The sequence below is a fragment of the Xanthobacter sp. DMC12 genome (assembly GCF_056314105.1).
In genome coordinates this window covers 291,011-309,780 of record NZ_JBQUYZ010000005.1, presented here as the reverse complement: position 1 = coordinate 309,780, position 18,770 = coordinate 291,011, and the positions used below count along the sequence as shown (strand labels likewise).

Sequence of the window (18,770 nt, the reverse complement as noted above, 5' to 3'; positions counted from 1 at the left end):
CGCTCACGCGCTCAGCCGCACGCCCTCCAGCGTCGCCGCGAGGTGGGCGAGGAGCCCATCCGCCTCCGGTTCGGCACAGTGGTAGAGAATGCTGTCCATCTCCACGCCCACGGTGCCCGCATCAAAGATGATGCGGAAGTAGAGCGAGCAGTCAGCGCAGCCGAGCTCCATGTCCATGGAGACGGTGGGGGCGACCCCCCAGTCGGCCTGGATCACCGCCTGCCCGCCGTAGCGCAGGGCCCCCGGCTTCAGCGAGCGCTCGGCGCAGGAGGCGACGATGTCGTCGATGATGTTGGTCTGCCCGGCGTGGATATAGGCCATGAGCAGGCCGGCATTGGTGAAGAACAGTTCGGTCATCACCTCGCGCAGCGCACCGGCCAGGGCTCGCTCGCAGGCGAGTTTCTCGCCCTTCGGACGGGTGGCGAGACGCTGGAGGCGAAGGAACTCATTTCGCGCCATGGCCGGGCCTCGCATAGATGTAGTGAAGTATTTTCGCCACCGGCCGGTAGAAATCCTGCGGAATCCACTGGTCCACCTCCACCGCCGCGAACAGGGCGCGGGCGAGCGGGCGGTCTTCGATCACCGGCACGCCGTGGCGCTCGGCGATCTCGCGGATCTTGAGGGCGATGAGGTCGACGCCCTTGGCCACCACCAGCGGCGCGCCGCCGGTCTGCCGGTCGTATTGCAGGGCGACGGCGAAATGGGTTGGGTTGGCGATGACCACGGTGGCCTTCGGCACGGCGTTCATCATGCGCTGGCGCGCCCGCTCCCGGGCCACGGCGCGGATGCGCGCCTTCACCATGGGGTCGCCTTCGGCCTGCTTGAACTCGTCCTTCACCTCCTGCTTGGTCATGCGCAGGTTGGTCTTCCAGCTCACCCGCGACCACACGATGTCGGCGGCCACCAGCCCGATGGTGACGACGCACACGGTGGCGACGAGCCGCATGGCGAGGGCGAGGAGCACGGCTGGCAGGCGCAGCGGATCGGTGAACATGGCGTTCACCACCTCGTGCTCCTGCGCATAGAGCACGAGGGCCGCGACGATGCCGATGGCGAAGAGCTTGAACAGCGCCTTGCCGAACTCGATGTGTCCCTGCGTGCCGAAGATGCGCTTGAAGCCGGCCGAGGGCGACACCCGCGACCATTGCGGCCGGATGCGCTCCGCCACCAGCGACGGCACGTTCTGGAAGCCGGAGGCGACGAGGCCGGCAAGCATCAGCACGATCACCATGGGCATGAGGAAGCGTCCCGCCCCCGCCAGCGCCCCCCACAGGATGGAGACCGCATCGTTGCCGGTGGAGATGGGAAAGCCCGCCGGGTCATCGATGAGGCGGGAGAGGTCGGCGGTGAGAAGGCGCACCGGCGACGCGACGAAGAAGGCGAGGATGGCGAGGATGCCGAGGAGCGAGGCGAACAGCGTCGCCTCCCGCGAGAAGGGCACGTTGCCCTTCTCCACGGCGTCGGAAATCTTCTTCTCGCTCGCCTCTTCTGTCTTGCTCTCCTTGTCCTGTTCCTCAGACATGGCGCCCCCGCGGCGGCGGGGTCAGATGGGCGCGCAAAAGGGCGCGGACCTCAGCGCACATAGGCGTCCTCCTCCGTGCCGGAGGAAATCTCGATCTCGCCGCGCCCGGCCATGTCGAGGGCGAGGTCGGTGACGGTGCGGCGCGCCTCCATCACGTCCTTGGCGGGGGCGGGCTCGCTGCCGGCCATCTCCTGCTCCACCATGCGGCGCACGCGGGCGCCGAGCGATTGCAGGATGATCTCGCGGAACTCGGGGTCGGTGCCCTTCAGCGCCAGCACCAGCTTGTCGGTGGGCACCTGGTCGAACAGCGCGGTGCGGGCGCGGGGCGTCAGCTTCACGATGTCGTCGAAGGTGAAGAGCAGGCCCTTCAGGATCTCGGCGGATTTCGGCCGCGTGTTGGCGAGGCTCGCGAGCACCGTCTCCATGGCGTCCCGGTCCATCTTGTTGATGATGTCCGCCATGCGCGCGTGCGGGTCGGCGCCGGCGTTGCGCGAGAAGTTCATCATGAAGTCCTCGTGGACCGTGCGCTCGATGACCTGCATGGTGGCGTCCACGATGGGCTTGAAGGTGAGCATGCGGCGCATGATGCCGTTGCGCTTCTCCTCGGGGATGAAGCTCAGCACCTTGGCGGCGCAGGCCGGCTTCACCTTGGAGAGCATCAGCGCGGCGGTCTGCGGGTGCTCCTTGGCCACATAGGTGGCGAGCACGTTCTCGTTGACGGTGGAGATGCGGTCCCAGATGGACTGGTTCGCCGCGCCCATGATGTCGTTCATGATGTCGGCGATCTGCTCGGGCGGCAGCACGCCCTGCAGCAGCCGCTCCACGTCGGCCACCGTGCCGACGAGGTTCGCCCCGCCGGCGAAATTGCTGGCGAAGTCCTCGACGAGGCTCTCGATCTGCGCGGTGGTGACGGGCTTCAGCGCCGCGATGGAGCGGGTGATGAGGCGGATTTCGTCCGCCTCGAAATGCTTCATCACGCGATTGGCCATGGGCGTGCCCATTGCCATCAGCAGCGCCGCCACGCGGTCGATGCCCTGGAGGGGACGCGGCTTCGCCGCGGTCGCAGCCGCCACGGCCGCCTCAGCCGGCGTCGGCGTCGTTGGGGCCGACGATCTCGGTGAGGGAGACGCCGAAGCGGGAGTTATCGTCCTCCACCACCATGACCTCGCCGCGGGCGATGACGCGGCCGTTCACCACCACGTCCACCGGCTCGCCCACCCGGTGGTCGAGGGGCACGACGGTGCCGCGATTGAGCTTCAGCAGGCTCGACACCGGCATGGAGGCGGAGCCGAGGACCACCTGCAGCAGCACCGGGATGCGCTTGACGGTCTCGAGGCCTCCGCCGGAGCCCAGCGTCTCGCCGGACTTGGCGAGCAGCGCCTCGTCGAGCGCGCTGGAGGGGGTCATGGTTTCGATGTCGGGAGAGGGCATGGCGTTGATCCGGATTGCAGGGGGCGATCAGCGATGGCTGAGTTCAGGCGCGCGCCGCGCGTCGATCTCGGCGATCAGCTCGTGAGCGGTGTCGATGCGGCCGGCGAGTTGCACCAGCACCTCGCGCCCGTCGCGGCCGAAGGTGTCGAGCGCGTCGCGGGCGCAGACGAGGGCGGCGGAGGCCTCCGCCAGCGCGCGCCCGTAATCGGCATTCAGCCGGTCCACCGCCTTGAGCCGGCGGTTGAGCAAGGCGACGGAGGCGGTGGTGACGACCAGCGCCGCAAGCAGGACGAGATCAGCGGGGAAGGATGTCATCGAGAAAGTCCTGATGCTGGTTGATCTGCTCGTCGAGGCGCACCACGTAGCCGCCGTCCGACTGGCCGAGGTGGCACCAGAACAGCGGCTGGGCGGCGCTCTCCAGCTTCACCCGGCTCGCCGGGGTGGCGGCGAGCTTGAGGATCTGGCCCACCTTGAGGGCGGCGATGTCGCCGAGAGTCACCTCGTGCTCGTCGAGCACGGCGCGCAGTTCCACCTCGGTGCGGTTCACCTCGTCGCGGATCTTCTGCGCCCATTTGGGGTCGCGCCCGCCGGTCTCCGCCTGGCTGGTGCTGGAGAGCGCGCGCCTCAGCGGGGTGAGGGCGGACTGCGGGATGGTCACGAACATCTCGCCGCCCCGGTTCAGCGCCTGGAGCAGGAATTTCGCGGTGACGGCCAGATTGTTGCGCCGGCCGATCACGGCGAAGTCCATGCGGGTTTCCTGCCGCTCGAACTGGAAGGTGGTGTCGCTGACGAGGGCGAAGGCGGCCTTCAGCGCCTTCGCCATCTGCTCGAACAGGAGCTGCGCCACCCGCCCCTCGATGTTCGAGAAGGAGCGCTCGTCCTCCACCGGCGGCTCGGAGCCGTCGGCGCCGAACAGCACCTCGATCATGGTGAAGATGAAGTCGCGGTCGAAGCCGACGATGAGCTGGCTGTCCCACGACGGCGCGTTGAAGATGCCGGCGATGGCCATGCCCTCATAGGCTTCGAGCACGTCGCCGATGCGCCCGCTCTCGACGCTGGAGAGCGAGTAATAGGCCTGCGAGGCGGCCACCTGCCTGAGACCGTCGGCGCAGAAGGTGGCCATGCGGTCGAACAGCACGTGCAGCATGGGCAGCCGGTCCAGCGAAAGGCCGGCGGCATCCAGCAGCATGTCGCGAATGTCGTGGTGCTTGGACGCGGATTTGGAGGCAGCCATGGCTCAGGCCGCCTGCTGCTGGACGGTGCCGTTGGCGGACGGCGCGGCCTGGATGGCCTCGCTCTCCACCTCGTCGATGGTGGGACGCTCGCCGGCGGAGATGGTCTTGCGGCCGTGCTCCAGCGCGATGGGCGGCAGCGCGCCGTTCATGAAGGCGATGAGCGCCTGCTTGGTGATGATGAAGGGCTGGCACTGCTTCTCGCGGGTGCTCTTCACCTTGGCGGCGAGCGGCGAGATGATGGCGTAGGACGAATAGATGCCGACGAAGGTGCCGATGAGCGCCGAGCCGATGTAGTGGCCGAGGATTTCCGGCGACTGGTCGATGGCGCCCATGGCCTTCACGATGCCGAGCACGGCCGCGCAGATGCCGAGCGCCGGCAGCGCCTCGGCCACGGTGCCAAGGGCGCCGGCGGCCTTGGTCTTGTGCTTCTTGATGGTGGAGATCTCCTGCTCCATCAGCGCCTCGATCTCGTGCGACTTGGCGTTGCCGATGAGGATGAGGCGGGCGTAGTCGCAGATGTACTGCGTCAGTTCCTTGTCCTTGAGCAGGCTCGGGAAATGGCCGAACAGCGCGGAGCTCGCGGGATCGTCGATGTGGGCCTCGATCTCGTTGCGCGGCTTCTGCCGCATGTCGCGCATCAGCGCGTAGAGGAGGCTGAGGAGGGCGAGGAAATCCTTGCGCTTCGGCCCGGTGCCCATCGCCGCCTGCATGATGCCGGAGCCCGTGTCCTTGATGACGGAGAACGGGTTGGCGATGATGAAGGTGGAGAAGGCGATGCCGCCGATGATGAGATATTCAAACGGCTGCCACACCACTTCCGGGTGCCCGCCCATGGCCATGAAGCCACCGAAGGTAGCAGCCAACCCCAAGATGATTCCGATGATGACGGCCACGGCTTCCCCCGTTCTGTCCGGTGTCCGGTGGTAGGGGGCGAGGATTGTGCGAGGCTGTGCTCCGTCGAGCTTTGCAATAGGGCCGTTTTCACTCCATAATCACCGCCAAAATGGAGCGGATTCTTCTGCCATCCATGGGTTGTGCATGCTACACAACTCGCGTCTTGGCTCGCAGGCCTTTCTGGTTGCACGTTCGGCCGTTGCGAAGCCTTCGATATCCCGTGCCAAGCCCTGACCGGCACGGGGTGGCCGGACCGGGAGGTGTCAGAGATGACGTCTTCCGGTCCGCGCTGGGCTGATGCGGAAAATCCCCACATTTCGAGACCCTTGAGCCCGCAAGGCTCACGCAAGGCCGTTGCGGCGGAATGAGCCGGCCGCCGGCGTCCCGCTGCGCGCGCCCCTGCTCCCTGCGGATGCCCATATGGACAGCACGCTCCTCACCTACCGCCTGCTGACGCGCGACATGACGCGCTCCTTGTCCACCAAGGCGGCCGAGAAGCCGGTGGCGCTGGAATCGGCCTACTACCTCAAGCATATCGGCAAGGTCGCGGGCATCGACGATTTCCTGAAGGATACCCGGCTCTTCACCTATGCCATGAAGGCGTTCGGCCTTGAGGACATGGCCTATGCCAAGGGCTACATGCGCAAGGTGCTGAAGGAAGGCGTGAGCGATCCCAAGAGCTTCGCCAACAAGCTCAATGATGATCGCTTCAAGGCCTTCGCCAAGGTCTTCGACTTCAAGACCCTCGGCGCCGCCGCGACCCAGTCGGCCGACGCCGGGCAGAAGGTGGTGGACCGCTACGTGCGCCAGGCGCTGGAGGCGGACCAGGGCGCCAGCAACGAGGGCGTGCAGCTCGCGCTCTATTTCCAGCGGCAGGCGCCCACCGTGAAATCCGTCTACGGCCTGCTGGCCGATCCCGCTTTGTGGAAGGTGGTGAAGACCATCTACGACTTCCCCGACGCCATGGCGGCCGCGCCCATCGAGAAGCAGGCCAAGGCTGTCAAGGCGCAGTTCAACGTGGCCGATCTCAAGGAGCCGGCGAAGCTCGACAGCCTGCTGCGCCGCTTCAGCGCCAAGTGGGACGTGGCGCAGGGCACGGCTGCGGCGCCGGTGCTGGATCTCTTCCCGGTGCGCGCGTCCGGCGCGGCCTCCTTCTCCATCCTCAATCTGAAATACGGGGGCTGAGATGGCCTCGGGTCTCTATGTCTCGCTCTCGGCGCAGCTCGCCGCCGACAAGCGCCTCACCACCATTGCCAACAACGTGGCCAACCTCAACACAGCCGGCTACCGGGCGGAAGAGGTGCGGTTCGAGGAGATGGTCTCCAAGGCCGGAGGCCGGGACGTCTCCTTCACCTCGACGGGGGAAACCTACACCTCGCGCAAATCGGGGCCGATCAACCCCACCGGCAATCCGCTGGACATCGCGGTGGAGGGCAAGGGCTGGTTCGCGGTGCGCGACGGCGCGACCACCGCCTATACCCGCGACGGGCGCATGAGCATGAGCCCGGAGGGCGAATTGCGCACCCTCTCCGGCCGGCCGATCCTCGATGCGTCCGGGGCGCCGGTGGTCATCGATCCCACCGGCGGCACGGTGCGCATCGGCACCGACGGGTCCATCTCCCAGAACCGCCGGCCCATCGGCCGCATCGGCCTCTTCCTCATTCCGGACGATGCCAAACTCACCCGCCGCGACGGCGCGCTGGTGGTGCCGGACAAGCCCGCCGCGCTGGTGCAGAACTACAACCGCAACGTGGTGCGCCAGGGCTTCGTGGAAGGCGCGAACGTGGATGCCGTCACCGAGATGACGCGCCTGATCGCCCTGCAGCGCGCCTTCGAGATGGCCGCCTCCGCCGTATCGCAGACCGAGGATGCGACCTCCCAGACCATCCGCGAGCTTGGGCCCGGATGACCGCGCCTCCGGTCAACGCCCTCCAGCGCCTGCGCCAGGCCGTGGAAAGCGGCCTTGAGGACCATCCCCTCGTCCGCGTGGGCGGCATCGTGCGGGAGGTGGCGCCGACCCATCTGCGGGTCTGCGGCCTCTCCAGCTTTGTCACGCTGGGCGAGCGTGTGGGGTTCGAGCAGGCCTCCGGCACCAGCATCGGCGAGGTGGTGCGCATCGATCCAGCGGGCGCGGTGGTGAAGCCGTTCGACGAGCGGGTGGCGGTGGGCATCGGCACGCCGGCCTTCCGCATCGGCCCCCTTGCGTTGAGCCCTGACCGCTCCTGGAAGGGCCGCGTCATCGACGCTCTCGGCCGCCCGCTGGACCGCGCGGAACCCCTCGCCCACGGCCCGCGCCGCATGCCGCTGGATGCCGAGCCGCCCCCCGCCATGGCGCGCGGGCGGGTGCATCGGCCCCTCGTCACCGGGGTGAAGGCGGTGGATATCTTCACGCCGCTGTGCGAGGGCCAGCGCATCGGCATCTTCGCCGGCTCGGGCGTGGGCAAGTCCACGCTGCTCTCTATGTTCGCGCGTTCCGCCGGCTTCGACACGGTGGTGGTGGCGCTGGTGGGCGAGCGCGGGCGCGAGGTGCGCGAGTTCCTCGAAGGCCCGCTCGCCGCCAGCCGCGACCGTGCGGTGGTCATCGTCTCCACCTCCGACCAGAGCCCCATGATGCGCCGCCTCGCCCCCCAGGCGGCGCTGGCGGTGGCGGAGTATTTCCGCGATGCGGGCGAGAGCGTGCTGCTCATCGTCGATTCCGTCACACGCTACGCCCATGCCGCGCGCGACGTGGCGCTGGCGGCGGGCGAACCGGCGGTGGCGCGGGGCTATGCGCCGAGCGTTTTCTCCACGCTGCCGAAGCTCCTGGAGCGGGCCGGGCCGGGACTGGACGGGGAGGGGGCCATCACCGGCATCTTCTCGGTGCTGGTGGATGGCGACGACCACAACGATCCCGTCGCCGACGCCATCCGCGGCACGCTGGACGGGCACATCGTGCTGGACCGCGCCATCGCCGATCAGGGGCGCTTTCCGGCCATCAACCTGCTCGGCTCCATCTCGCGCCTCGCCGGCGAAGTGTGGAGCGAGCCGGAGCGCGATCTGGTGCGGCGGCTCAAGGCCATGATCGCCCGCTTCGAGGACACCCGCGACCTGCGCCTGATGGGCGGCTACCAGCCCGGCGCCGACGGCGAGCTGGACCAGGCGGTGGCCATCGTGCCGCGCATCTACGATGCCCTGCGTCAGGACCCCGGCGACCCGCCCAGCCTCGCCGCCTTCTCCGACCTCGCCGCCGCGCTGAAGGCCTGAGCCGAGGTCGCCCATCGGCGCCGCGTCCAAAATCCCTTGCTGGTGTCATGGCCGGGCGTGTCCCGGCCATTCACGTGGACCGGCGTTGATGCCTTTCAATCCTTCAGGTCGACCTTGGCTGAAGGGGCATCGCGCCCGGTGCCACTGACTCCAGCCCCGCGCAAGCCATCGGCCCTCTGATGCGGCGGTGACACTGGCGCTGGCTCCGTCTTCCGGCGCCCCGCACGCCCCATATCCAGACCGCGACGAGGACGAAGCCATGAGCCTTTACGGAATGCTGCGCACCAGCGTGTCGGGCATGACCGCGCAATCCAACCTGCTCGGCACGGTCTCCGACAACATCGCCAATGCCGGCACCGCGGGCTACAAGCGCGCCGACACCCAATTCTCCTCGCTGCTGCTGGAGACCGGCGGCACGGAATATCAGTCCGGCTCGGTCAATACGGATGTGCGCTACGCCATCAGCCCGCAGGGCGCGCTGAACTACACCTCCTCCTCCACCGATCTCGCGGTGCAGGGCTCGGGCTTCTTTCTCGTCAACGATCCCTCCGGCCAGACGCAGCTGACCCGCGCCGGCTCCTTCCAGGTGGATGCCAGCACCGGCAACCTCGTAAACAGCGCCGGCCTGACCCTGATGGGCTACGATGTCTCCAAGGGCGATCCCAGCGTGGTGCTGAACGGCACGGCCGGCCTCGTGCCCATCAATCTGCAGAACACCAAGCTGGCGGCGACGCCCTCGACCGAGGGCACCTTCGCGGCCAATCTGCCGTCCAATGCGGCGGTCGCAACCGCCCCCACCGCCGGCGCCAACGTGGCGGGGGCGAGCTTCACCGAGAAGTCCTCGCTCGTCGCCTACGACAATCTCGGCAATGCGGTGACGCTCGACCTCTACATGACCAAGACGGCGGCGAACCCGGATACGTGGCAGCTCGCGGTCTATGACCAGGCGGGCGCCCCGGCCACCGGGACGTTCCCCTATGCGTCCGGTCCGCTCGCCACCCAGACCCTGACCTTCGACGCCAACGGCAAGCTCGCCTCGGGCAACAGCATCTCGCTGGCCGTACCGAACGGGGCGACGCTGACGCTCGACCTCGCGGGCATGTCCCAGCTGGCGGCGCCCTACACGCCCTTCACCGCCAGCGTGAACGGCAATGCGCCGAGCCCCATCTCCGACTTCTCCATCGCAAAGGACGGCACCGTCTACGCCACCGATGCGAACGGGCGGAAATCGGCGATCTACCGCATCCCGCTGGCCACCGTCGCGAGCCCGGACCGGCTCGAGCCGCTGACCGGCAACGCCTACACCACCACGCTGGAGTCCGGCGCCATCCAGGTCGGCTTTCCCAACGAGGGCGGGGTCGGCACGCTGCTGTCCGGCGCCACCGAGCAGTCCAACGTGGACATGGCCTCCGAACTCACCCGCATGATCGTGGCGCAGCGCGACTACACCGCCAATTCCAAGGTGTTCCAGACCGGCACCGAGCTGCTCGACGTGCTTATGAACCTGAAGCGCTGACCTGACGGCGCAGCCGCACGCACGGGGGCATCATGAGCCTTTCCCTCGCCTTCAACACGGCGCAGTCCTCGCTTGCCGCCAACGCGGCGAAGATCGCCTTGTCCAGCCGCAACGTGGCGGGGGCGGGCGAGGCCTCGGCCTCGCGCAAGATCGCCGTCACCACCACGGCGGCGGACGGCTCGGTGCGGGTGGTCTCCATCACCCGCGCCACGGGCAGCGCCCTGTTCGACCGGATGCTCGGCGCCACCTCCGACAGCGCCGCCCAGCAGGCCCTCGCCGATGGCCTCGGCCGGCTCGCCCAGACGGTGGGCGACCCGCAGGATCCCACCTCCCCCGTCGCCCGCCTCGGTACGCTGAAGGATGCGCTGGCCCGCGCCGCCGACACGCCGGACGACATGACCCTCGCCCAGGCGGCGGTGACCTCCGCGCAGGATCTCGCCGCCTCCCTCAACACCGCGACAAACACCGTGCAGCAGGTGCGCACGGACGCGGATGCGGCGATCGCCCATTCGGTCGCCAACGTCAACGACCTGCTCCACCAGTTCGAGGCGGAGAACAGCGCCATCGTGAAGGGCTCCGCCGCCGGCGCCGACATGACGGACGCGCTGGACCGGCGGGATTCCATTCTCGCGAAGCTCTCCGAGGAGATCGGCATCTCCACGGTGACGCGGGCCAGCAACGACATCGTCATCTACACCGAGGGCGGCGCCACCCTGTTCGAGACCACCGCCCGGGCGGTGAGCTTCGCGCCCTCCCATACGCTCGACGCGGCGACGGACGGCGGCAGCGTGTTCGTGGACGGCGTGTCGGTGACGGGGCGCGACGCGACCATGCCCGTGCGCACCGGCCGCATCGCCGGCCTCACCCAATTGCGCGATACGGCCGCCAGCACCTACCAGACGCAGCTGGACGAACTGGCGCGCGGGTTGGTCGATGCCTTCGCGGAGACCAATGGCGCCGGCACCCTCCGCGCCGGCCTGTTCGTGCCCGCTTCGGGCAGCGCCACCGTGCCCGGCGGCCTGACGCCCGGCCTTGCGGGAACGCTGACGGTGAACGCGGCCGTGGACGTGGCGCAGAGCGGAGACATCCGCCTGTTGCGCGACGGCGGCATGAACGGCCCGGCCTTCGCCTCCAACACCACGGGCGCGGCGAGCTTCGCCGGGCGGCTAAAGGCGCTCTCCGCCGCGCTCGACGCTCCGCGCAGCTATGACGGCGCGGCGCAGCTTTCCGACAACCAGAGCCTTGTCTCCTTCGGCACCGCATCGGCGAGCTGGCTGCAAGGCGCACGCAAGGCGGCCGACACGCGGCTCGATTCGCAGAAGACCGTGCTGTCGCAGGCCTCCAACGCGCTCTCGGCCGCCACCGGCGTGAACCTCGACGACGAATACGCCAGCCAGCTCGAACTGGAGCGCGGATATCAGGCCACCTCCAAGCTCATGGGCGTGGTGAACCAGCTCTACGACAGCCTCTTCCAGATGATCGGCTAAGCCATGCGCAGCACCTACATCTCCACCCTCGCCTGGACCTCGCCGTCCCGCGCGGCGCTGCCGAAGCTGCAGTCGGACATCTCCAGGGCGACCACCGAGATCGCCACCGGACGGCAGGCGGACGTGGGCCTCACCCTGGGCGTCGCCACCGGCGAGAGCGTGGCGCTGCATCTGGCGCGCGGCGCGATCCTGTCGCAGAAGCAGGGCAATGCGCTGGCCTCGAGCCTGCTCGGCCACAGCCAGGTGGCGCTCTCCCAGATCTCGGACGATGCCAACCAATTCCTGAAGGACATCCTCGCCGGGCAGGCGGGCAATTCATCCGGCGCCATCCTCGCGGATCAGGCGAAGTCGGCGCTCGATGCCTTCACCGCGCACCTCAATGCCACCGACGGGCAGCGCTATCTGTTCGCCGGCATCAACAGCGCCGCGCCGCCCATGGCGGACTATGCCACCGGCCCCAAGGCGGCGGTGGATGCGGCCTTCGCCGGCGCCTTCGGCCTTGATCCTGCAAACCCGCAGGCAGACCCGAAGGTGGGGGACATCTCCGCCGCCGACATGGGCAATTTCCTCGACGGCGCCTTCGCCGACCTGTTCGCCGATCCCGCGTGGGGCGCCGACTGGTCCAGCGCGTCGGATGAGGCGCTGACCAGCCAGATTTCCGACACCGCGCGCGTGCCCGTCAGCACCACCGCCAACACGACAGCCATGCGCAACCTTGCCATGGCATTCACCATGGTGTCGGAGCTGGGCACGGCGAACCTCTCCGAGGCCACCCGCAAGGTGGTGCTGGACAAGGCAGCGACCGTCGCCGGTTCCGCCGTGAGCGGAGTGGTCTCGCTGTCCGCGCAGCTCGGGGTGTCCAAGTCCCGCGTGGATGCGGCGGACGAGGCTCTCGCCAAGGTGTCCGATCTCGTCGACCGGAGGATCAACGTCCTCGAAGGGGTCGATCCCGCCGAGGCGAAGACCCGCCTCGATACCCTGACGACCCAGCTGCAGATGTCCTACGCGACCACGTCGAAGGTGATGCAGCTGAGCATCCTGAACTACATCTGAATGAGGGTGCGTGATGTACCGATTTTCCTACGCGGAAATACTTGACGAGTCCGCGACGCTCAACCGCGAGCGTGAACGCCTCGCCCTCGACCAGGCGGTGGATCTGCTCGCCCTCGCGGCCAAGGCCGAGCCCGGCTCGTCCGAGGTGCTGGCAGCGGTCGCCTATCTGCAGAAGCTCTGGGGCTTCTTCATCAGCGATCTCGCCGACGCCAACAACGAGCTGCCGCGCGAGCTGCGCGGGACGCTCGCCTCCCTCGGCCTGTGGGTGATCCAGGAATGCGACCGCCTGATCTCCGGCACCGGCGGCGACATTCCCATGCTCATCGACGTCAATACTGCGATCCGGGATGGCCTGAAATGACGAAGTCCATGCACATCTCCCTCAAGGCCGGCGAGAAGCTGTTCCTCAACGGCGCGGTGTTCCAGGTTGACCGCAAGGTGACGCTGGAACTGCTCAACGACGCGACCTTCCTGCTGGAGAGCCACGTGATGCAGCCGGAGGAGACCACCACGCCGCTGCGCCAGCTCTATTTCGTGGCCCAGTCGCTGCTGGTGGACCCGGCCAATGCCGATGCCGCCCGCCGCCTGTTCTTTCGCCAGCTGGCCGCGCTGATGACCACCTTTTCCAATCCCGCGCTCCTCCTGAACCTGGACGAGGTGGGGCGTTTCGTCGGGGAGGGCCGGGCGTACGAGGCGCTGAAGGCGCTGCGGGGCATGTTCCCGCAGGAGGAGGAGATCCTCCGCTTCGCCGTGCCGCCGAAGGCCGCCTGAAGGCCGCCTGCGGGCCCGCTGCGCAAGGAAGGCCTCGCGCAATCCTCGCGGGCGAGAAGGGGCTGGCGAGAAGGAGACAGCAGCATGACCCAGGTCCAGAGCGTCGCGCCGGCGGCCGCCGCCGCCGCAACCAGCAAGACGGCCTCGGCCGGCAAGGCGAACAGCATCGACTACAACGCCTTCCTCCAGCTCCTGGTGGCGCAGCTGCAGAACCAGGACCCGACCCAGCCCATGGATTCCACCGCCTACATGTCCCAGCTCGCCTCCTTCTCGCAGGTGGAGCAGCAGGTGGCGAGCAATTCCAAGCTCGAGTCCCTGCTTGCCGCCAGCGCGTTGCAGACCGCGAACCTAGCGCTGGGCCACACCGTGACCTCCGCCGACGGCAGCATCAGCGGCAAGGTCTCCTCCGTGGAGATCACCAGCGACGGCCCGCTGGCGCAGCTCTCCAACGGCAAGAGCCTGCTCATCGGCCCCGGCGTCACGGTGAGCTGAAGATGAACGAGGCGGATGCGCTCGGCATCGTCCATTCGGCCATCTGGACCATTCTCGTCGCCGCCGGCCCGGCGGTGGGCGCGGCCATGCTCATCGGCATCCTCGTCGCCCTGTTCCAGGCGCTGACGCAGATCCAGGAAGTGACGCTCACCTTCGTACCGAAGATCGTCGCGGTGCTGGTGGTGGCGGCCATCACGGGCTCCTTCATGGGCGCCCAGATCATGGCCTTCACCGAGGAAATCTACGGCCGCATCGCCAGCGGCTTCTGAGCCGATCCATCCGGGGGGGCCTGATCCATGTCGGACATCACGGTGCGCGAGGCCGCGCAGGGCTCGCGCCGCGACATCGGCTTCGCCATGGGCATGGTGGCGATCCTCGCCATCCTGTTCCTGCCCATTCCGCCGGCGCTCATCGACATCGGCCTCGCGCTCTCCATCGCGCTCTCGGTGCTGATCCTGATGGTGGCGCTGTGGATCGACAAGCCGCTGGAATTCTCCGCCTTTCCCACCGTCCTCCTCATCGCGACGCTGCTGCGCCTCGGCCTCGGGGTGGCGACGACGCGCCTCATCCTGGCCCACGGCTCGGACGGGGTGAGCGCGGCGGGGCACATCATCCACGGCTTCTCGCAGCTCGTCATGAGCGGCGATTTCGTCATCGGCATCGTGGTGTTCCTCATCCTGGTGACGGTGAACTTCCTCGTCATCACCAAGGGCGCGACCCGCATCGCGGAAGTGGGCGCGCGCTTCACGCTCGATGCCATCCCCGGCAAGCAGATGGCCATCGACGCCGATCTCAATGCCGGCCTCATCGACGACAAGGAGGCGCAGCGCCGCCGCGCCGAGCTGGAGGAAGAGAGCGCCTTCTTCGGCTCCATGGACGGCGCCTCCAAATTCGTGCGCGGCGAGGCGGTGGCGAGCCTCATCACCATCGCGGTGAACATCTTCGGCGGCATCATCATCGGCGTCACGCGGCACAAGATGCCCATCGGCGACGCCGCCGACATCTTCACCCGCCTGTCCGTGGGCGATGGCCTCGTCTCGCAGATCCCGGCCCTCATCGTCTCCCTCTCCGCCGGCCTCCTCGTCTCCAAGGGCGGCACGCGGGGGCGGGCGGAAAAGGCGGTGCTGGGCCAGCTCGGCGCCTATCCCCGCGCGCTGTTCGTGGCCGCGGGCCTCCTCTTCGCCCTCGCGCTGGTGCCCGGCCTGCCGTTCCTGCCCTTCGCCCTCATCGGTGGCATGATGGCTTTCGTCGGCTGGTCGGTGCCGCGCCAGCTCGCCAAGAAGAAGGCGGAGGCCGACGCGCGCGACGCGGAGGCGAAGCAGCTGGCGGACCGCGAGGCGCGGGAGTCGGTCAAGGAGCAGCTGAAGACCGCCGAGATCGAGGTGTGCGTCGGCAAGCAGCTGGCGACGCAGGTGCTGCGCACCCCCTCCGAGCTGGGCAACCGCCTCGGCAAGATGCGGCGCAAGTTCGCCTTGCGCTACGGCTTCGTGGTGCCGGAAATCCGCATGACGGAGAGCCTCGCCGCGCCCGCCAAGGGCTACCAGATCAAGATGCACGGCACGGTGCTGGCGGCGCAGGAGATGCGCATCGGCGAACTGCTCGTCGTGGTGGGCGACGGGCCGCCGCCGGACGTGCCCGGCGACGAAGCGCGCGAGCCCGCCTTCGGCATGAAGGCCATGTGGATTCCGGAGGCCTACGCCACCGAGGTGAAGCGCGAGGGCTTCGCGCCGGTGGACAACCTCACGGTCATCCTCACCCACCTCTCCGAGGCCATCGCCAACAACCTGCCGCAACTTCTTTCCTACAAGAACATGCGGGCGCTGATCGACCGGCTCGATCCCGAATACAAGCGCCTCGTGGAAGACATCTGCCCGGCGCAGATTTCCTATTCCGGCCTTCAGGCGGTGCTGAAGCTTTTGCTGGCGGAGCGCGTCTCCATCCGCAACCTGCATCTCATCCTTGAGGCGGTGGCGGAGATCGTGCCGCACGCCCGTCGCTCCGAGCAGGTGGCGGAGCATGTGCGCATGCGCATGGCGCAGCAGATCTGCGGCGATCTCGCCGAGGGCGGGGTGCTGAACGTGCTGCGCCTCGGCAGCCGCTGGGATCTCGCCTTCCACCAGAGCCTCAAGCGCGACGCCAAGGGCGAGGTGATCGAGTTCGACATCGACCCGCGCCTCGTGGAGCAGTTCGGCACCGAGGCGGCCACCGCCGTGCGCGAGCGCATGAAGGCGGGGGCGCCCTTCGTGCTCGTCACCGCACCGGACGCGCGGCCCTATGTGCGGATGATCGTGGAGCGCATGTTCCCCTCGCTGCCCGTGCTCTCCCATGTGGAGATCGCGCGCGGGGTGGAGATCAAGGCGCTGGGCGCCATCTCTTGACCGGGGGCATCATCAGCCTCCTCGCCCGCGAGGCGGTGCTCGCCGCCTTCCTCGTCTTCTGCCGGGTGGGCGGCGCGCTGATGCTGATGCCCGGCATCGGTGGCCGGCATATTCCCATGCGCGTCAAGGTGTTCCTGGCGCTGGCCCTGTCCTTCGCCTTCCTGCCGCTGGTGCTGGACCAGGTGGCGCCGCAGGTACGCGCGGCGGGGAATGGGGATTTCATCTTCATGATCGCCGGCGAGCTTCTCACCGGCCTCCTCATCGGTCTTCTGGCGCGGCTCTATGTGACGGGGCTGCAGTTCGCCACCAGCTTCATCGCCCAGGCGGTGGGCGTCTCGCCCATGCCCGGCGTGTCGGTGGAGGAGGACGAGCAATTGCCGATCCTCGCCACCCTCATCGTCTTCGCCGCCACCGCCCTCATCTTCGTCGCGGACCTGCATCTGGAGCTGGTGAAGGGCCTCGTGGACAGCTTCGCCCGCGTGCCGCCGGGCAATCTCCTCGCCGTGCGGCCGGCTCTGGTCGATCTCGTGGACCAGATGTCGGCGGTGTTCCTGGTGGCGGTGCGGCTCTGCGGGCCGTTCATCCTCTATTCGGTGATGGTGAATTTCGCGGTGGGGCTCATCAACAAATTCACACCGCAGATCCCGGTCTATTTCATCGCGACGCCCTTCGTCACGGCGGGCGGGCTGCTTCTGCTCTATGTCAGCGTGGAGCCGCTGCTCTCGGCCTTCCTCGTCGCCTTCTCGCAATGGCTGAAGGCGGGCTGAGCGTGGAGAAGGAGCGCCACAGGAAGGCCGAGCGCCTCGTCGCCGTCCAGTGCCAGCTGAAACGCGCCGCCGAGGCGCGCCATGCGGAGGCGGTGCGGGAAGGCGCCCGGCTCGATGGCGAGACCGCGGACCTTCTCGCTGCCCTCGATGACGGGCATTTCGCGCCGCTGATGCTGGAGAACGTGGCGCGCCGGCTGGAGCGCGTCGCGCTTGCCCGCCAGCAGGCCCACGCCGAGGAGGCCGCCGCCGCCGCGCGCGTATTGGCGGAGAGCCTGACCCTGAAGCGCGCCGAACGCCATGCGGAGGCCACGGCTCGCCTCGCCCGCGCCGAGGCCGAGCGCGCGGCAACCGATGAGATCGCCGAGGCAAGCCTCATCTCCGGCGGGCGTGCAAGCCTCGCATAAGCATGGCGGGTCAGGGTGACGGCCGAACGTTTCTCGATGGAAGCCGCGCCATGGGCATCTCCCCGCAGACCGACCTCGTCTTCGACGTGATGCAGGCCGCCGATGCCGCCCGCGCACGGCAGGTGATGGGCAAGCTGCAGGCGCTCCGGCCGGCGCCGGACGGCGCCTTTCGCACCGAGCTGGATACGGTGGCCGAGGCGAAGGCTACCGCGCGCACTGAAAAGCTGGCCGCGCGCGGAGACAAGGATGCGGCGGCCGCCGCGGCGGCGTTGATCCCGCCCGGCGTGGCCTTTTCCGGCGCCAGCCTCACCGGGCTGAAGAATGCCCATGCCCTCGGGCCGCACCATGCGGGCGGGGCCGCAGGCGCCGCGCCGCTGGCTGGAACCCCAGGGGCGGCCTCGCTCCAGAAGTTCGAGGCCATGGTGCTCTCCCAGTTCCTCGACACCATGATGCCCGCCAAGGGCGCCACCTCGAAATCCTCCATGTTCGGCTCCGGCACCGCCGGCGAGACCTGGAAATCGCTGCTGACGCAGAAGGTGGGCGAAGAGGCGGCCCGCGCCGGCGGCATCGGCCTTGCCGCGCGCCTCGGCTCGTCCTCGGCCGTCTTCGCGCGGGCGAAGGGAGGCGCGGCATGACCTTCGATCTCGACGCGCCCGTCCGGCCCCCGGCGGTGACCGCCCTCATCAGCGCGCTCGACCGGCTGGAAGAGACCATCGATGTGGAGAATGCGGCGTTCGAGGAACGTGGCGCGCTCGATCTGGTGGAGATCAACCGGCGCAAGAGCCGCGCGCTGCTGGAACTCAGCCGCGTCGCCCGCGGCCTGCCGGACCGGCTCGACGCGGCAACCGCCGGGCGGCTGGCGCGGCTGAAGGCGAAGCTCGACCGCAACCAGTATGTCATCGCGCTGCGCATCGCCGCCGCGCGCGAGGTGGGCGCCATCCTCGATCGGGCGCTCGCCGAGGCGGAATCGGACGGCACCTACTCCGCGCACGCCGCGCGAACGGGGGCGGGGGCATGATCCGCTTCGTCATCATCGGCGTGTGGGCGTGCCTCGTGGGGCTCGGCTCCAGCTATGCCGCCGCCTGGTATGCGGCGGGCGCCCCGCGCAAGAGCGAGGAGCCCTATCTCGCCGGCGTCGAATATCGCCGCCTGCCGGCCGTCACCGTGCCGATGATCGTGGATGGCAAGCTCCAGGGCTATGTGCTGGCGAAGCTGGTCATCACCGCCGACGCGGCCGAACTGCGCAAGCTGCCCATGGAGCCCACCGTGTTCGCGGTGAATGCCGCCTTCAGCGAGATCTATGTGAACGGGCGCATCGAGAGCGGCAAGATCACCAAGTACAATCTTCCCGAGATGCTCGGCCGCATCAAGACGAGCACGAATACCTATCTCAAGGGCGAGGTCATCCGCGAGGTGCTCGTGGATTCCCTCAACTATATCGACAAGACGGACATGCGCTCCGGCGTCGGCGTCAATGTCGCAAGCGCGTCCGGCGAGAAGCCGGCCGGCAAGTCCGGCGGCCACGGCGAGGGCGATGCCAAGCCGGCCAAGGGCGGGCACTGAGCATGCCCGCCTTC

23 protein-coding genes are annotated in these 18,770 nt (G+C 68.5%); 16 read left to right on the top strand and 7 right to left on the bottom strand.

What is annotated here, in order from left to right; all coding sequences use genetic code 11:
• Positions 1-3 precede the first annotated feature (3 nt).
• From ACT535_RS19270 to motA, 7 genes are read right to left on the bottom strand one after another with little or no spacing between them, the layout of a single operon-like run.
• Positions 4-459, bottom strand: a complete 456-nt coding sequence (locus tag ACT535_RS19270; protein ID WP_168457422.1) for a hypothetical protein — start codon at positions 457-459, stop codon at positions 4-6.
• Complete coding sequence (gene flhB, locus ACT535_RS19265) at positions 446-1,522, bottom strand: flagellar biosynthesis protein FlhB (RefSeq protein WP_168457423.1); 1,077 nt, start codon at positions 1,520-1,522, stop codon at positions 446-448. Before flhB ends, ACT535_RS19270 begins: the two co-directional genes overlap by 14 nt.
• 50 nt (positions 1,523-1,572) lie before the next feature.
• Entirely contained in the window at positions 1,573-2,595 is a 1,023-nt protein-coding gene (locus tag ACT535_RS19260; protein ID WP_476365658.1) for a flagellar motor switch protein FliG, read from the bottom strand.
• Positions 2,596-2,602: 7 nt separating this feature from the next.
• The gene (gene fliN, locus ACT535_RS19255) at positions 2,603-2,953 is read right to left on the bottom strand and encodes a flagellar motor switch protein FliN (protein WP_476365657.1); all 351 of its coding nucleotides are present in this window, start codon (positions 2,951-2,953) and stop codon (positions 2,603-2,605) included.
• Positions 2,954-2,980: 27 nt separating this feature from the next.
• Complete coding sequence (locus tag ACT535_RS19250) at positions 2,981-3,268, bottom strand: hypothetical protein (protein ID WP_168457425.1); 288 nt, start codon at positions 3,266-3,268, stop codon at positions 2,981-2,983.
• A complete protein-coding gene (locus ACT535_RS19245; protein WP_168457426.1) occupies positions 3,249-4,187 on the bottom strand; it encodes a FliM/FliN family flagellar motor switch protein in 939 nt (312 codons plus the stop codon). The genes ACT535_RS19250 and ACT535_RS19245 overlap by 20 nt, the downstream gene beginning before the upstream one ends.
• A gap of 3 nt (positions 4,188-4,190) precedes the next feature.
• Positions 4,191-5,081: a flagellar motor stator protein MotA gene (motA, locus tag ACT535_RS19240; protein WP_168457427.1), complete on the bottom strand. Its 891-nt coding sequence runs from the start codon at positions 5,079-5,081 to the stop codon at positions 4,191-4,193.
• A gap of 421 nt (positions 5,082-5,502) precedes the next feature.
• On the opposite strand from motA, the gene ACT535_RS19235 reads away from it, so the two are divergent.
• The 16 genes from ACT535_RS19235 to ACT535_RS19160 all read left to right on the top strand — a co-directional run bounded on the left by ACT535_RS19235 (position 5,503) and on the right by ACT535_RS19160 (position 18,756).
• Positions 5,503-6,267: a DUF1217 domain-containing protein gene (locus tag ACT535_RS19235; protein WP_476365656.1), complete on the top strand. Its 765-nt coding sequence runs from the start codon at positions 5,503-5,505 to the stop codon at positions 6,265-6,267.
• A 1-nt stretch (position 6,268) separates the two neighbouring features.
• The gene (flgF, locus tag ACT535_RS19230) at positions 6,269-6,991 is read left to right on the top strand and encodes a flagellar basal-body rod protein FlgF (RefSeq protein ID WP_168457429.1); all 723 of its coding nucleotides are present in this window, start codon (positions 6,269-6,271) and stop codon (positions 6,989-6,991) included.
• Positions 6,988-8,325 carry a flagellar protein export ATPase FliI gene (gene fliI / locus ACT535_RS19225; RefSeq protein WP_476365655.1) on the top strand — a complete coding sequence of 446 codons (1,338 nt, stop codon included), beginning with the start codon at positions 6,988-6,990 and terminating at the stop codon, positions 8,323-8,325. Before flgF ends, fliI begins: the two co-directional genes overlap by 4 nt.
• Before the next feature lie 259 nt (positions 8,326-8,584).
• Complete coding sequence (locus ACT535_RS19220; RefSeq protein ID WP_476365654.1) at positions 8,585-9,841, top strand: flagellar hook protein FlgE; 1,257 nt, start codon at positions 8,585-8,587, stop codon at positions 9,839-9,841.
• Between the two features lie 32 nt (positions 9,842-9,873).
• Positions 9,874-11,328, top strand: coding sequence for a flagellar hook-associated protein FlgK (flgK, locus tag ACT535_RS19215; protein WP_476365653.1), 1,455 nt, complete (start codon positions 9,874-9,876; stop codon positions 11,326-11,328).
• A gap of 3 nt (positions 11,329-11,331) precedes the next feature.
• A complete protein-coding gene (locus ACT535_RS19210) occupies positions 11,332-12,381 on the top strand; it encodes a flagellar hook-associated family protein (protein ID WP_476365652.1) in 1,050 nt (349 codons plus the stop codon).
• Between the two features lie 13 nt (positions 12,382-12,394).
• Positions 12,395-12,742 carry a flagellar biosynthesis regulator FlaF gene (flaF, locus tag ACT535_RS19205; protein ID WP_168457434.1) on the top strand — a complete coding sequence of 116 codons (348 nt, stop codon included), beginning with the start codon at positions 12,395-12,397 and terminating at the stop codon, positions 12,740-12,742.
• Positions 12,739-13,152, top strand: a complete 414-nt coding sequence (gene flbT, locus ACT535_RS19200; RefSeq protein WP_210254322.1) for a flagellar biosynthesis repressor FlbT — start codon at positions 12,739-12,741, stop codon at positions 13,150-13,152. The genes flaF and flbT overlap by 4 nt, the downstream gene beginning before the upstream one ends.
• Positions 13,153-13,236: 84 nt before the next feature.
• The gene (gene flgD, locus ACT535_RS19195) at positions 13,237-13,644 is read left to right on the top strand and encodes a flagellar hook assembly protein FlgD (protein WP_476365651.1); all 408 of its coding nucleotides are present in this window, start codon (positions 13,237-13,239) and stop codon (positions 13,642-13,644) included.
• 2 nt (positions 13,645-13,646) lie between these two features.
• Positions 13,647-13,913, top strand: a complete 267-nt coding sequence (gene fliQ / locus ACT535_RS19190; protein WP_168457436.1) for a flagellar biosynthesis protein FliQ — start codon at positions 13,647-13,649, stop codon at positions 13,911-13,913.
• Between the two features lie 27 nt (positions 13,914-13,940).
• The gene (flhA, locus tag ACT535_RS19185) at positions 13,941-16,022 is read left to right on the top strand and encodes a flagellar biosynthesis protein FlhA (protein WP_168457437.1); all 2,082 of its coding nucleotides are present in this window, start codon (positions 13,941-13,943) and stop codon (positions 16,020-16,022) included.
• Positions 16,019-16,789, top strand: a complete 771-nt coding sequence (gene fliR / locus ACT535_RS19180) for a flagellar biosynthetic protein FliR (RefSeq protein WP_476365650.1) — start codon at positions 16,019-16,021, stop codon at positions 16,787-16,789. Before flhA ends, fliR begins: the two co-directional genes overlap by 4 nt.
• Before the next feature lie 2 nt (positions 16,790-16,791).
• Positions 16,792-17,193 (top strand): hypothetical protein, encoded by a 402-nt coding sequence (locus ACT535_RS19175; RefSeq protein ID WP_476365649.1) that lies wholly within the window; start codon positions 16,792-16,794, stop codon positions 17,191-17,193.
• 50 nt (positions 17,194-17,243) lie between these two features.
• A complete protein-coding gene (locus ACT535_RS19170) occupies positions 17,244-17,828 on the top strand; it encodes a rod-binding protein (protein WP_476365648.1) in 585 nt (194 codons plus the stop codon).
• Entirely contained in the window at positions 17,825-18,211 is a 387-nt protein-coding gene (locus ACT535_RS19165; RefSeq protein WP_168457441.1) for a hypothetical protein, read from the top strand. The genes ACT535_RS19170 and ACT535_RS19165 overlap by 4 nt, the downstream gene beginning before the upstream one ends.
• The gene (locus ACT535_RS19160) at positions 18,208-18,756 is read left to right on the top strand and encodes a hypothetical protein (protein ID WP_168457442.1); all 549 of its coding nucleotides are present in this window, start codon (positions 18,208-18,210) and stop codon (positions 18,754-18,756) included. The genes ACT535_RS19165 and ACT535_RS19160 overlap by 4 nt, the downstream gene beginning before the upstream one ends.
• The last annotated feature ends 14 nt before the right edge of the window (positions 18,757-18,770 follow it).

What these genes read in the sequence shown, in the direction of transcription:
- ACT535_RS19270 (WP_168457422.1), bottom strand. Translation starts at nt 459, where the DNA reads ATGGCGCGAAATGAGTTCCTTCGCCTCCAGCGTCTCGCCACCCGTCCG.
- ACT535_RS19170 (WP_476365648.1), top strand. Translation starts at nt 17,244, where the DNA reads ATGGGCATCTCCCCGCAGACCGACCTCGTCTTCGACGTGATGCAGGCC.
- ACT535_RS19160 (WP_168457442.1), top strand. Translation starts at nt 18,208, where the DNA reads ATGATCCGCTTCGTCATCATCGGCGTGTGGGCGTGCCTCGTGGGGCTC.
- flgK (WP_476365653.1), top strand. Translation starts at nt 9,874, where the DNA reads ATGAGCCTTTCCCTCGCCTTCAACACGGCGCAGTCCTCGCTTGCCGCC.
- fliN (WP_476365657.1), bottom strand. Translation starts at nt 2,953, where the DNA reads ATGCCCTCTCCCGACATCGAAACCATGACCCCCTCCAGCGCGCTCGAC.
- ACT535_RS19245 (WP_168457426.1), bottom strand. Translation starts at nt 4,187, where the DNA reads ATGGCTGCCTCCAAATCCGCGTCCAAGCACCACGACATTCGCGACATG.
- flhA (WP_168457437.1), top strand. Translation starts at nt 13,941, where the DNA reads ATGTCGGACATCACGGTGCGCGAGGCCGCGCAGGGCTCGCGCCGCGAC.
- ACT535_RS19210 (WP_476365652.1), top strand. Translation starts at nt 11,332, where the DNA reads ATGCGCAGCACCTACATCTCCACCCTCGCCTGGACCTCGCCGTCCCGC.
- flbT (WP_210254322.1), top strand. Translation starts at nt 12,739, where the DNA reads ATGACGAAGTCCATGCACATCTCCCTCAAGGCCGGCGAGAAGCTGTTC.
- flgD (WP_476365651.1), top strand. Translation starts at nt 13,237, where the DNA reads ATGACCCAGGTCCAGAGCGTCGCGCCGGCGGCCGCCGCCGCCGCAACC.
- flaF (WP_168457434.1), top strand. Translation starts at nt 12,395, where the DNA reads ATGTACCGATTTTCCTACGCGGAAATACTTGACGAGTCCGCGACGCTC.
- ACT535_RS19165 (WP_168457441.1), top strand. Translation starts at nt 17,825, where the DNA reads ATGACCTTCGATCTCGACGCGCCCGTCCGGCCCCCGGCGGTGACCGCC.
- fliQ (WP_168457436.1), top strand. Translation starts at nt 13,647, where the DNA reads ATGAACGAGGCGGATGCGCTCGGCATCGTCCATTCGGCCATCTGGACC.
- flhB (WP_168457423.1), bottom strand. Translation starts at nt 1,522, where the DNA reads ATGTCTGAGGAACAGGACAAGGAGAGCAAGACAGAAGAGGCGAGCGAG.
- ACT535_RS19250 (WP_168457425.1), bottom strand. Translation starts at nt 3,268, where the DNA reads ATGACATCCTTCCCCGCTGATCTCGTCCTGCTTGCGGCGCTGGTCGTC.
- fliI (WP_476365655.1), top strand. Translation starts at nt 6,988, where the DNA reads ATGACCGCGCCTCCGGTCAACGCCCTCCAGCGCCTGCGCCAGGCCGTG.
- ACT535_RS19220 (WP_476365654.1), top strand. Translation starts at nt 8,585, where the DNA reads ATGAGCCTTTACGGAATGCTGCGCACCAGCGTGTCGGGCATGACCGCG.
- flgF (WP_168457429.1), top strand. Translation starts at nt 6,269, where the DNA reads ATGGCCTCGGGTCTCTATGTCTCGCTCTCGGCGCAGCTCGCCGCCGAC.
- ACT535_RS19235 (WP_476365656.1), top strand. Translation starts at nt 5,503, where the DNA reads ATGGACAGCACGCTCCTCACCTACCGCCTGCTGACGCGCGACATGACG.